General features: G+C 71.6%; 6 protein-coding genes. 5 read left to right on the forward strand and 1 reads right to left on the reverse strand.

Annotated elements, in window-relative coordinates; genetic code table 11:
- Positions 1-188 precede the first annotated feature (188 nt).
- The gene (locus tag rosag_RS02615) at positions 189-1,331 is read right to left on the reverse strand and encodes an Ig-like domain-containing protein (RefSeq protein WP_284348461.1); all 1,143 of its coding nucleotides are present in this window, start codon (positions 1,329-1,331) and stop codon (positions 189-191) included.
- A gap of 665 nt (positions 1,332-1,996) precedes the next feature.
- Between rosag_RS02615 and rosag_RS02620 the strand changes: the two genes are divergently transcribed.
- From rosag_RS02620 to rosag_RS02640, 5 genes are all read left to right on the forward strand, one after another.
- Positions 1,997-8,071, forward strand: coding sequence for a hybrid sensor histidine kinase/response regulator (locus rosag_RS02620; protein WP_486666786.1), 6,075 nt, complete (start codon positions 1,997-1,999; stop codon positions 8,069-8,071).
- A gap of 163 nt (positions 8,072-8,234) precedes the next feature.
- Positions 8,235-9,083 carry a CheR family methyltransferase gene (locus rosag_RS02625; protein WP_284348463.1) on the forward strand — a complete coding sequence of 283 codons (849 nt, stop codon included), beginning with the start codon at positions 8,235-8,237 and terminating at the stop codon, positions 9,081-9,083.
- A gap of 79 nt (positions 9,084-9,162) precedes the next feature.
- On the forward strand, positions 9,163-9,759 hold the full coding sequence (locus rosag_RS02630) for a chemotaxis protein CheB (RefSeq protein ID WP_345784813.1): 597 nt from the start codon (positions 9,163-9,165) through the stop codon (positions 9,757-9,759).
- Positions 9,756-11,159, forward strand: coding sequence for an ATP-binding response regulator (locus tag rosag_RS02635; RefSeq protein ID WP_284348465.1), 1,404 nt, complete (start codon positions 9,756-9,758; stop codon positions 11,157-11,159). Before rosag_RS02630 ends, rosag_RS02635 begins: the two co-directional genes overlap by 4 nt.
- Positions 11,160-11,218: 59 nt before the next feature.
- Complete coding sequence (locus rosag_RS02640; RefSeq protein ID WP_284348466.1) at positions 11,219-12,916, forward strand: PAS domain-containing sensor histidine kinase; 1,698 nt, start codon at positions 11,219-11,221, stop codon at positions 12,914-12,916.
- The last annotated feature ends 162 nt before the right edge of the window (positions 12,917-13,078 follow it).

The raw sequence follows: 13,078 nt of genomic DNA on the forward strand, positions 1-13,078 counted from the left end.
CGACGCGCCGGACTCTCTTTGGCCTTTGGAGCGGATACGGATGCTCCGGATCGGAGCGGATCCTTCGGATCGCTCCGCGTGGCGGCGACGTCCCATGCACGACGCGGAGCGATCCGAAGAATCCGTCGGGATCCGGAGCATCCGTTATTCCCCCAAGAGCCGCAGGGGGCCGGCGCGCGGAGCCGTCCTCAGGGCTGTCGCGGCAGGAACAGTCCGATGCGGTACTCGGCGATGCGCGGTGGGCCGAACTCGGTGAACGCGGGCGTGAGCCCCGATCCCGCGGGCGGCGTGATGCGCACGCGATAGAACGCGCTCGGCAGATCGGCGAACCGCGCCTCGCCCTGCGCGTCCGTCGTCGCGGTGCCGACCAGCACGCGCGTGCCGAGGGAGTCGGCGGGCTGGGTGGACGCCGTGCGCTCGTAGCGGAACAGCTCCACCTGCGCGCCCGGCAGCCGCACGCTGACGGCCGTGTCGCGCGTCCCCGCGGCCGGCGGCGCGCCCGGGCCGAGCGCGATCGTCGTCAGCGTGAAGCGCGCGACGGGCGCGGGCGGCGGAGCGGGCGGCAGCGTGTCGGTGCGCGGGATGCTGTCGCGCGCCGGCAGCACCGTCACCGCGAGCGAGTCGCGCATCCCGTCCACCGCCACGTGCAGCCACGTCGTGCCCGCCGCGACGCCCGTGAGCGTGGCATGGATCGCCGTGTCGCTCGCCGCCGACGTGAACGTCAGCCGCGCGATCGCCGCGTCCTGCACGTGCCACTCGGCCTGCCGGCCGCGCGTGGGCGTCAGCTGGCCGTTCGCGTCCACCAGCTGCGCCTGCACCCACGCGCCGCGGCCCACCGCGGCGGTCAGCGTGCGCGGGAAGAGCCGCAGTGCCACCGCCGGGCCGACGGGCGGACGCGGCGTGCCCGGCGTGACCGTGACGACGATCGAGTCGCGCAGCTCGCCCGCGCTCGCGTACAGCGTCGTGCTGCCCACCGCGACGCCGTGCACGAAGCCCGAGTCGCTGACGGTCGCGACCGCGACGTTCGAGACGCGCCACCGGACCGGCCCCGCCAGCGACGCGAGCGACGGCAGCCCCTGCGCGTTCACGGGATGGACGCTGACCGCCGCGCGCGCGCCCGGCACGACCTCCAGCGCGCGCGGCGCGATGCGGATGCCGGCGACCGCGTTCGGCACGGGCGCCGCCGGCGTGCTGTCGCGCGGCGAGCCGGAGACGGTGCTCGTGGGCGGCGAGTCGGGCGGCGTCACCTCGCCGTCGCGGCACGCGGCCGCGCCGAGGAGCAGCGCGAGCGCGAGCGGGCAGGACGGAAGGGGTCGGAAGGCGGAGCGCATGGTCACCTCGGGTCGGCCTTCGGCGGTGCAACCCCGCGCAGCCCGCCCCCTACGCGGCGGCTGCCTGCACGGGCGCCTGCGCGCGGCGGCAGGGCGACGACGGGCGGCAGCGCCGCCCCGAGGGTGGCGCGCCGGCCGCCGGATGCGGAACGCACGCTCTCGCTGCTGGTACCTTGGGCACGGGCGTGCGGTCACGCATGTTCCTTTGAATGCGACGGATCCCGGTTTGAAGCGGCCTCGACTGGCGTTCTTCTTGCTGAGGCCGGATCGCGCCGCATGTTTCGGTGGGAGCTTAGCTTTCCCGCCGCCTTCCGTCTTACCGGCCGCCCCGCCAGGCGGTCGGCCTCGGGCGTTCCCGCCCCGCGCATCCTGCCCCGGACCCGACCGTGCGTCCACGCAACTCCGCCAAGAAGTCCCCTGCCCGCAAGCAGAAGTCTCGCTCCGGTGCCGCACGTCCCTCCGCCGCCATCCGGGTGCGTCCGCGCTCGGCGGCCGCGACCGACGCCGGTGACGGCGGTGCGTCCGAGACGCCCGCTCGCGGCCGACGCCGCGGCGCCGCCGCGCAGGGCGACGGCAACGGCGCGGGCAACGGCAATGGCAACGGCAACGGCCGCTCCGGCGCCGCGCGGCGCCCGGCGCGGCCCGCGACCGTCGCGCCGGCCGAGCTGACGGTCTCCGCCACCGTCGCGACCGACGCGCCGTCCGCGCGCGGCGCGCGGCGCGGCAACGGCGGGGCGACGGTCACGCGCCGCGGCCGCGACTCGGACCTCGACCGGCTGCGCGAGGGGCTGCGTCGGCTGCGCGACGGCGACTTCACCTTCCGCCTGGGCCGCTCGGACGATCCGGAGATCGCGGAGATCTTCGACCTGTTCGACGACGTCGCCGGGCTGCACTCGGGGCTGAACGACGAGATCGTGCGCGTCAGCCGCACGGTGGGTCGCGAGGGGCAGATGGGCGAGCGCGTGGCGCTCCCCGGCGCGACCGGCGGCTGGGGCGTCACGGTCGACGCGCTCAACGCGCTCATCGCCGACGTGCTGCAGCCGACGACGGAGGTCGGCCGCGTGCTCAGCGCGGTGGCCGAGGGCGACCTGTCGCAGAAGATGGTGCTCGAGATGAGCGGCCGATCCGTGCAGGGCGAGTTCCTGCGCATCGGCACGACGGTGAACAAGATGGTGGACCAGCTCCGCGCCTTCGCGTCCGAGGTGACGCGCGTGGCGCGAGAGGTGGGCACCGAAGGGCGGCTGGGCGGTCAGGCCAACGTGCCCGGCGTGGCCGGCACCTGGAAGGACCTGACGGACAGCGTGAACGCGATGGCCTCGTCGCTCACGACGCAGGTGCGAAACATCGCCGAGGTCACGAAGGCCGTCGCCGGCGGCGACCTGTCGAAGAAGATCACGGTGGACGTGAAGGGCGAGGTGCTCGAGCTGAAGGAGACCATCAACACGATGGTGGACCAGCTGCGCACGTTCGCCGACGAGGTGACCCGCGTGGCCCGCGAGGTGGGCACCGAGGGACGCCTGGGCGGTCAGGCGCAGGTGCCCGGCGTCGCCGGCACGTGGCGCGACCTGACCGACAACGTGAACGCGATGGCGAGCAACCTGACGAACCAGGTGCGAAACATCGCCCTCGTGACGACGGCCGTCGCCAACGGCGACCTGAGTCAGAAGATCACGGTGGAGGTGCGCGGCGAGGTGCTCGAGCTGAAGAACACCATCAACCGGATGGTGGACCAGCTCAACGGCTTCTCGAGCGAGGTGACGCGCGTGGCGCGCGAGGTGGGCACGGAGGGCGTGCTGGGCGGCCAGGCGAGCGTGCCGGGCGTCGCCGGCACGTGGAAGGACCTGACGGACAGCGTGAACTTCATGGCGACGTCGCTCACCACGCAGGTGCGCAACATCGCCGAGGTGACCACGGCCGTGGCGCGCGGCGACCTGTCGCGCAAGATCACGGTGGACGTCCGCGGCGAGGTGCTGGAGCTCAAGAACACCGTCAACACGATGGTGGACCAGCTCAACGCCTTCGCCAGCGAGGTGACGCGCGTGGCCCGCGAGGTGGGCACGGAAGGGCGCCTGGGTGGTCAGGCGAGCGTGCCCGGCGTCGCCGGCACCTGGAAGGACCTCACCGACAACGTGAACCAGCTGGCCGGCAACCTGACGGTGCAGCTGCGCGACGTGTCCGGCGTGGCGAGCGCGATTCAGCAGGGCGACCTGTCGCGCAAGATCACGGTCGAGGCGCGCGGCGAGGTGCTCCAGATCAAGGAGGTCATCAACACGATGGTCGACCAGCTCAACTCGTTCGCCGCCGAGGTGACGCGCGTGGCGCGCGAGGTGGGCAGCGAGGGACGGCTGGGGGGTCAGGCCAACGTGCAGGGCGTGGCCGGCACGTGGAAGGACCTCACCGACACGGTGAACTTCATGGCCGGCTCGCTCACCGCGCAGGTGCGCAACATCGCCGAGGTGACGACGGCCGTGGCGCGCGGTGACCTGTCGAAGAAGATCACCGTGGACGTGAAGGGCGAGGTGCTCGAGCTGAAGAACACCATCAACGTCATGGTGGACCAGCTCTCCGCCTTCTCGGCCGAGGTGACGCGCGTCGCGAAGGAAGTGGGTACGGAAGGTGTGCTCGGCGGCCAGGCGAAGGTGGAAGGCGTCAGCGGCACCTGGAAGGACCTGACGGACAACGTGAACGCCATGGCGAGCAACCTGACCAACCAGGTGCGCAACATCGCCTACGTCACGACGGCCGTCGCCAACGGCGACCTGACGCAGAAGATCACCGTGGAGGCGCGCGGTGAGATGCAGGAGCTGAAGACCACCATCAACCAGATGGTCGACCGGCTGCGCACCTTCGCCGACGAGGTCACGCGCGTCGCGAAGGAGGTGGGCACGGAAGGCCGACTGGGCGGCCAGGCGCAGGTGCAGGGCGTCGCCGGCACGTGGAAGGAGCTGACCGACAACGTGAACCAGCTGGCCGGCAACCTGACCGTGCAGCTGCGCGACGTGTCGGGCGTCGCCACCGCCATCGCGCGCGGCGACCTGACGCGCAAGATCACCGCCGACGTGCGCGGCGAGATCCTGCAGATCAAGGACGTGATCAACACGATGGTGGACCAGCTCAACGCCTTCGCGGGCGAGGTGACCCGCGTGGCGCGCGAGGTGGGCACCGAGGGCAAGCTGGGCGGCCAGGCGAAGGTGATCGGCGCCGCCGGCGTGTGGCGCGACCTGACCGACAACGTGAACACGATGGCCCAGAACCTCACGGGCCAGGTCCGCAACATCAAGGACGTCACGATCGCCGTCGCGAACGGCGACCTGAGTCAGAAGATCACCGTCGAGGCGCGCGGCGAGGTGCTCGAGCTGAAGGACACCATCAACGACATGGTGGACCGGCTCCGCGTCTTCGCCGACGAGGTGACGCGCGTCGCGAAGGAGGTGGGCACGGAGGGCAAGCTCGGTGGCCAGGCCGTCGTGCCGGACGTCGCGGGCACGTGGAAGGCGCTCACCGACAACGTGAACGCCATGGCGAGCTCGCTGACGGTGCAGGTGCGCGCCATCGCGGAGGTCGCGACCGCCGTGACGCGCGGCGACCTGTCGCGCATGGTCACGGTGCCCGCCGTCGGCGAGGTTGATGAGCTGAAGAAGAACATCAACCAGATGATCGCCAACCTGAAGGAGACGACCGAGCGCAACGAGGAGCAGGACTGGCTCAAGACCAACCTCGCGCGCTTCAGCCGCCTCATGCAGGGCCAGAAGGACCTCGACGCGGTCGCGCGCCTCGTGATGAACGAGCTCACGCCGCTGGTGCAGGCGCGCACGGGCGCGTTCTACATCGTCGAGCAGGAGGACGGCGGCAGCGCGCTGCGCCTGATCGCCAGCTACGCCTTCAAGGCGCGCAAGCACCTGGGCAACGTCTGGCACCTGGGCGAGGGCCTGGTCGGCCAGAGCGCGCTGGAGAAGAAGCCGATCCTCCTCACGAACGTCCCCGACGACTACATCACGATCACGTCGGGGCTGGGCGAGGCGCCGCCGCGCAACATCATCGTCCTGCCGATCCTGTTCGAGGGCGACGTGAAGGCCGTCGTCGAGCTGGGGAGCTTCCTCCCCTTCAGCACGATCCACCAGACGTTCCTCGACCAGCTGCAGGAGTCGATCGGCGTCGTGCTGAACATGATCCAGGCGAACATGCGCACGGAGGAGCTGCTCCAGCAGTCGCAGCAGCTCACGCACGAGCTGCAGAGCCAGTCCGAGGAGCTGCGGCGCCAGCAGGACGAGCTGAAGAAGTCCAACTCCGAGCTGGAGGCGCAGGCCAAGTCGCTGCGCGCGTCCGAGGAGCTGCTGCGCGACCAGCAGGAGGAGCTGCAGCAGGTCAACGAGGAGCTGGAGGAGAAGGCCGCGCTGCTCGCGGAGCAGAACAAGAAGGTCGAGCAGAAGAACAACGAGGTCGAGGCGGCGCGGCAGGCGCTCGAGGAGAAGGCGTCGCAGCTGGCGCTCTCTTCGAAGTACAAGAGCGAGTTCCTGGCGAACATGAGCCACGAGCTGCGCACGCCGCTCAACTCGCTGCTGATCCTCGCCCGCCTGCTGGCCGAGAACAAGGAAGGGAACCTCAACCCGAAGCAGGTCGAGTTCGCGCGCACGATCCTCGGCTCCGGCTCGGACCTGCTCAACCTCATCAACGACGTGCTCGACCTGTCGAAGGTCGAGGCGGGGAAGATGGAGGTCGTGCCGACGGACGTGCGCATCGACTCGGTGCGCGACTTCGCGGAGCGCACCTTCCGCCCGGTGGCGGAGTCGAAGGGGCTCGAGTTCAAGGTCGAGATGCTGCCCGGCACGCCGGAGTCGCTCGTCACCGACGGGCAGCGGCTCAACCAGGTGCTCAAGAACCTGCTCTCGAACGCGTTCAAGTTCACCGAGCACGGCGCGGTCACGCTCACGGTGCGGCGCGCCGAGACGGGCCGCCGCTTCGCCAACCGCATCCTGGACCGCGCGGAGACGGTGCTCGCGTTCGCGGTCGCGGACACGGGCATCGGCATCGCGAAGGACAAGCAGCAGCTGATCTTCGAGGCGTTCCAGCAGGCCGACGGCACGACCAGCCGCAAGTACGGCGGCACGGGCCTGGGCCTCTCGATCAGCCGCGAGATCGCGCGCCTGCTGGGCGGCGAGATCCGCGTCGAGAGCGTGCCGGGGCAGGGGAGCACGTTCACCCTGTTCCTGCCGGCGACCTACGTCGATCCGGACGCGGAGCAGCACGCGGCCGGCCGGCGTCCGACGCCGGTGCGCGGCGGCCCGACGGGCGGCCTGATGCCCAAGCTCGAGTCGCCGGGCGCGCGCGCGCTGGCGCGCCGCCGGCTGACCGGCGGCGGCGGCACCGGTGCCGCCGGTAGCGTGGAGGCGTCGGCCCCCGAGGACATCGGCTGGCGCGGGATGACCGACGACGACGACGCGCTCTCGGGGACGGCGACGCTGGCACCCGACCGCGACGTGGACGAGGACGACGACCGCCGCGCGCCGCTCACCACCGACCTCCCGAACCCCGCCGAGGACGACCGCGACGCGGTGCAGGAGGGGGACACGGTGGTGCTGGTGGTGGAGAACGACATGAGCTTCGCGAAGGTCCTGCTCGAGATGGCGCGCGAGAAGGGCTTCAAGGGGCTGGTCGCGCTCGACGGCCGCACGGGCGTGGACCTGGCGCACCAGTACCAGCCGGACGCGATCACGCTCGACATCGACATGCCGGGCGTGGACGGCTTCGCGGTGCTGGAGCGGCTGAAGAAGCACCCCGACACGCGCCACATCCCGGTGCACATCATCTCGGGCGTGGAGCGGCGGCACGAGGGCCTCAAGGCGGGCGCGATCGCCTACCTCGAGAAGCCGGTGTCGAAGGAGGCGCTGGACGACGCGTTCGGGCGCATCTCGCGCTTCCTGGACGCGCGCGTGAAGCGGCTGCTCGTCGTCGAGGACGACGCGGCGCAGCGCGAGGCGATCGTGGCGCTGATCGGCCACGAGGACGTCGAGATCACCGCGGTCGACAGCGCCGAGGCGGCGCTCGAGGAGCTCGCGCGCACGCCGTACGACTGCATGGTGCTCGACCTCGGCCTCGCGGAGATGAACGGGTTCGAGCTGCTGGAGAAGGTGAAGGGCGACGAGTCGCGGCACGACCTGCCGATCATCGTCTACACGGGGAAGGCGCTCTCGCCGGCCGAGGAGACGCGCCTGCGCAAGTACGCCGAGACGATCATCGTCAAGGACGTGAAGAGCCCGGAGCGGCTGCTCGACGAGACGGCGCTCTTCCTCCACCGCGTGGAGGCGAACCTGCCGGAGCAGAAGCGCCGCATGCTGGAGCGGCTGCACACGGCGGACGCGGTGTTCCACGGCAAGCGCGTGCTCGTGGTCGACGACGACGTGCGCAACATCTTCTCGCTCACCAGCATGCTGGAGGAGCACGGCGTCGAGGTGTCGTTCGCCGAGAACGGGAAGGACGCCTTGGCGTGGCTGGGGCAGCACCCGCAGGAGGTCGACCTGGTGCTGATGGACGTGATGATGCCCGAGATGGACGGCTACGAGACGACGCGGGCGATCCGCCAGCAGCCGGAGTTCCGGTCGCTGCCGATCATCGCGCTGACGGCGAAGGCGATGAAGGGGGACCGCGAGAAGTGCATCGCGGCGGGCGCCAGCGACTACATCACGAAGCCGGTGGACCAGGAGCAGCTGCTGTCGCTGCTGCGCGTCTGGCTCTACCGGTAAGGTCGGTGAGGCGGAGGACGGAATGGCGGAGGACGGTGGAGCGGATGACGGAAGGGCGTGAGACGGTGGGGCGAGCCGGCGGCCCCGCCGTTGCGTACTCCGCCGTTCCGTTCGACGCGGTTCCGTTCTCCGCCGTTCCGTCCTCCGCAGCAACGCGCAGTTCATGACTCTGCCCTCCGCCCCCACCACCTACGACCCCGCCCTGGAGCGGCTCGAGATCGAGCTGCTGCTGGAAGCCGTCTACCGGCACTACGGGTTCGACTTCCGCGGCTACGCGTACGCGTCGCTGCGGCGGCGGGCGTGGAAGCGGATCCAGGCGGAGCGGCTGGAGACGGTGAGCGACCTGCAGGCGGCGGTGCTGCACGACCCGGAGGTGCTCGACCGGCTGCTGGACGACCTGTCGGTCAACGTCACCGCGATGTTCCGGGACCCGAACTTCTTCCTCGCCTTCCGGGAGAAGGTCGTCCCGCTGCTGCGCACGTATCCCTTCTTCCGCATCTGGCACGCAGGGTGCTCGACGGGGGAGGAGGTGTACTCGATGGCGATCCTCCTGGAGGAGGAGGGGCTGTACGACCGGGCCCGCATCTACGCCACCGACATGAACGAGCGGGTGCTGCGCCAGGCCAGGGCCGGGATCTTCCCGCTCGAGCGGATGCAGGAGTACACGGACAACTACATCCGGGCCGGGGGGCGGCGCTCGTTCTCCGAGTACTACACGGCGGGCTACGACGGCGCGCTGTTCGACCCGGCGCTGCTGCGGAACGTCGTCTTCGCGCAGCACAACCTCGTCACCGACCGCTCGTTCAGCGAGTTCAACGCGATCCTCTGCCGGAACGTGCTCATCTACTTCGACAAGTCGCTGCAGACGCGCGTCCACCGGCTCTTCTACGACAGCCTGGCCAAGTTCGGCGTGCTGGCGCTGGGCGGGAAGGAGACGCTGCGGTTCTCGGCCTTCGAGGAGTGCTTCGAGCAGCTCGCGCCGGCCGAGAAGGTCTACCGCAAGGTGCGGTGACGTGGAGCGGGGGCGGGCGACGGGGCGGCCGCCGTCGACGGCGGCCGAGACGGGGGCCGGGGCCCGGCCGCTGGTCATCATCGGCGCCTCCTGGGGCGGGCTGCACGCCGTGAGTACCATTCTGGCCGCGCTCCCGCGGGACTTCGACACCCCCGTGGCCATCGTCCAGCACCGGGCGAAGGAGAGCGACGGCCTGCTGGTGGGGCTGCTGCAGAGCGTCACCACGCTCCACGTCCGGGACGTCGAGGACAAGGAGCCGATCCTCCCGGGGCACGTCTACGTGGCGCCGCCCGACTATCATCTGCTGGTGGACGACGACCACTTCTCGCTCTCGATGGACGCCGCCGTGCGCTACAGCCGCCCGTCCATCGACGTGGCCCTGGCCAGCGCCGCCGACAGCGGCGGCGCGGCGGCCATCGGCGTGCTCCTGACCGGCGCCAACGACGACGGGGCCCGCGGGCTGCGCCACATCGTCGACAAGGGCGGCCGCGCGATCGTCCAGGACCCGGCGACCGCCGAGGTGCGCACGATGCCCGAGGCCGGGCTGCGCGCGCTCGACGGCGCGCCGCGCGACCGGTGGAGCGTCGCGCCGCTGCCGGAGATCGCCGCCCGGATCGCCGCGCTGGCGACGACGCCGGACAGCCAGCGGGCGCGCGCGCGGTGGGAGGCGCGGTGAGCCAGGACGTCGAGCAGGATCTCGAGGTGGACCTGCCCCCGGCCCCGCAGGCGTCCCAGACGCCGGCCTCCCTGGCCACGACGGCCGAGTGGGGCCCGCTGCTCGACCCGCACGCCGGCGAGCCGCCCGAGCCCGTGAGCATCCTGCTGGTCGACGACCGGCCGGAGAACCTGCTGGCGCTGGAGGCGATCCTCGAGCCGCTGGGCCAGCACCTGGTGCGCGCGACGTCGGGCGAGGAGGCGCTGCGCCGGCTGCTGGTGCAGGACTTCGCGCTCATCCTGCTCGACGTGCAGATGCCGGGGATGAACGGCTTCGAGGCCGCGGAGCTGATCAAGGCGCGCGAGCGCTCGCGCGCGATCCCGATCATCTTCCTGACCGCGATCAACAAGGAGGACGCGTACGTCTACCGCGGCTACGAGGTCGGCGCGGTGGACTACCTGTTCAAGCCGTTCAACCCCGAGGTGCTGCGCTCCAAGGTCTCGGTGTTCGTCGAGATGCACCACAAGCGCGAGCAGCTGCGGCGGCAGGAGCAGGCGCTGCGCGAGAGCGAGCGGCGCGAGCTGGAGCTCTCGATGCGCGCGCGCCTGCTGGAGCAGGAGGCGCGCACGGCGGCGGAGCTGGAGGCGTTGAACGCGGAGCTGAAGGGGCTCAACGAGGAGCTGCAGGCGCGGCAGGCGGCGCTGGAGCGCGCGATGGCGTCGCGGAGCCGCTTCTACGCGTCGATGAGCCATGAGCTGCGCACGCCGATCAACGCCATCATCGGCTACAACACGCTGCTGCTCGACGGCATCTACGGGCCGCTGAGCGACCAGCAGCAGCACGGCATCGCGCGCACGCACCACGCCGCGCGCCACCTGCTGGAGCTGGTGAACGACGTCCTCGACCTGTCCAAGATCGAGGCGGGGAAGTTCGAGCTGTCGGTGCAGCCGACGGCGTTCCCGGCGCTGATCGAGGACCTGTTCGTCACCGTGCGCCCGATGGCCGACGAGCACGGGAGCGAGCTGACGCTGCTGCACGACGCCCAGCACGTCACGCTCGACACCGATCCGCGGCGCGTGCGGCAGATCCTGCTCAACCTGCTCTCGAACGCGATCAAGTTCGGCGCCGGCAAGCCGATCGCGGTCACGAGCCACCCGCGCGAGGACGGCGGGCTGGAGCTCGCGGTCCGCGACCACGGGCCCGGCATCGCCCCCGACGACCTGCCGCGCATCTTCGACGAGTTCGTCCAGCTCGCGCACAGCGGCAACACCGGGCAGCCCACGGGTACGGGACTGGGCCTGCCGATCTCGAAGCGTCTCGCGGAGCTGCTGGGTGGCCAGCTGACCGCCGAGTCGCAGCTGGGGCACGGCAGTACCTTCCGTCTGCAGCTGCCCGCCCGGGCGCCGCGCGTCGCCGAATAGCCGGCCTGCGGCACTTGCACGCAGCAACGTCCCACCCGCGCCCGGCGTAACGTAGGATCGTGACGAGCTTCGACCAGAACGCGCGGTCGCACGACGCGGACGGCCCCCCGGCCGCCCCCTCTACGGCCGCGCTCGCCGAGCCGGGCACGCCGCCGGCGCTGCACGCCGCGTCCGACTGGCTGCTGGAGAGCATCGGCGAGGGGCTGTTCGTCCTCGACGCCGCCTGGCGCCTCACCTACGTCAACGCCGCAGCCGAGCGGATCACGGCCACCCCGCGCGCCGAGATGGTGGGGCGCCCGGTGTGGGACGTGTTCCCGACGCTCGCCGGCTCGTCCGTGGACGCGGCCTGGCACGCGACGATGGAGAAGCGCGCGCAGATGGAGCTCCGCTCGGTCCCGTTGCCAAAGCGTATCGGCGGGCCGACGGCCGGCTGGTTCGACACGCGCAGCTACCCCGTGGACGACCCGGCGGGTGCCGGCGCGGGCGGGATCGTCGTGCTGTTCACGGAGGTCGGCCGCCGCGAGCGCGAGCAGCGCGAGCTGGCCGCCCGCAGCGAGGAGAACGAGCGGCTGCGCGAGCTGGCGCGGGCGATGGCCGCCGTGGCCGACTCGGGGCCGCTGCTGGTGGCGCTGTGCGAGGCGGCGATGGCGCTCTGCCACGCGCAGGGCGCCACGGTGGCCGAGATCGGCGAGACCGAGGGGCGCTTCATCGCCAGCCTGGGGCATCCGCCCGAGGTGCTCGACCACACCTTCCCGCTGGAGGGGACGCTCACCGGCCGGCTGCTGGAGGCGTTCCGCGCGCGCGGCGAGGTGAGCCTGCTCGCCGTCGAGGCCTCCGAAGCGCACGACTCGGCCTTCTGCGGCCAGCTGTCCGACGGGCAGCCGGTGGGCGCGATCCTGCTCGCGCCGCTGGCCGCGCACGGGGAGCTGCTGGGCGTGCTCGCCATCTCGCGCCGGGCGACGGCACCGCCGTTCGGGCGGCACGACGAGGAGCTGCTGCGGGTGGTCGCAGACCACGCGTCGCTGGCGCTCTGGAAGGCGCGGCTGGTGGAGGCCGCGCACGCCGCGAGCCGCACGTCGAGCAGCTTCCTGGCGACGGTGAGCCACGAGCTGCGCACGCCGCTGACGGCGCTCACGGGCTACGGCGAGCTGCTGGCCGACGAGATCCTGGGGCCGCTGACCAGCGACCAGCACGACGTCGTGGAGCGCATGCGCGGCGTGACCCACCAGCTGACGGCGATGATCGAGGAGATCCTCACCTTCTCGAGCCTGGAGGCGGGGCGCGAGCTGGTGCGGTGCATCCCCGTGGACGTCGCCGAGGTGGTGCAGTCGGTGGTGGCGGTGGTGGAGCCGCTGGCGAAGCAGAAGGGGCTGGAGTTCCGCGTCGAGGTGCCGCCGCTGCCGCCGCCGCTGACGACGGACCCGGACAAGGTGCGGCAGATCCTGGTGAACCTGGGCGCGAACGCGGTGAAGTTCACGGACCGCGGGCGCGTGTCGCTGACGGTGTGCGCGGACGACGGCCACGTGCGGCTCGCGGTCGCGGACACCGGCGTGGGGATCGCCGACGCCGACCGGCCGCGCCTGTTCCGGGCGTTCAGCCAGCTCGACACGGGCCTCACCCGGCGGTACGGCGGCACCGGCCTCGGTCTCCACATCTCGCAGCGGCTGGCGCAGCTGCTGGGCGGGGAGATCACGGTGGACTCCGTGGTGGGGGAGGGGTCGACGTTCACGCTCGTGCTCCCGACGACTCCCCATTAGCGGAGGACGGAACGGCGGAGGACGGTGAAGCGGACGACGGAACGGCGTGAAACGATGAAGCGGACCCTCCAGGCTCGAAGCTTCGAGCTGGTGGGTCCGCCGTTCCGTTTCACGCCGTATCGGTTTCCGCCGTTCCGTCCTCCGCCGTATCGTCCTCCGCCT

The organism is Roseisolibacter agri (assembly GCF_030159095.1).
GTDB classification, from domain to species: Bacteria; Gemmatimonadota; Gemmatimonadetes; order Gemmatimonadales; family Gemmatimonadaceae; genus Roseisolibacter; species Roseisolibacter agri.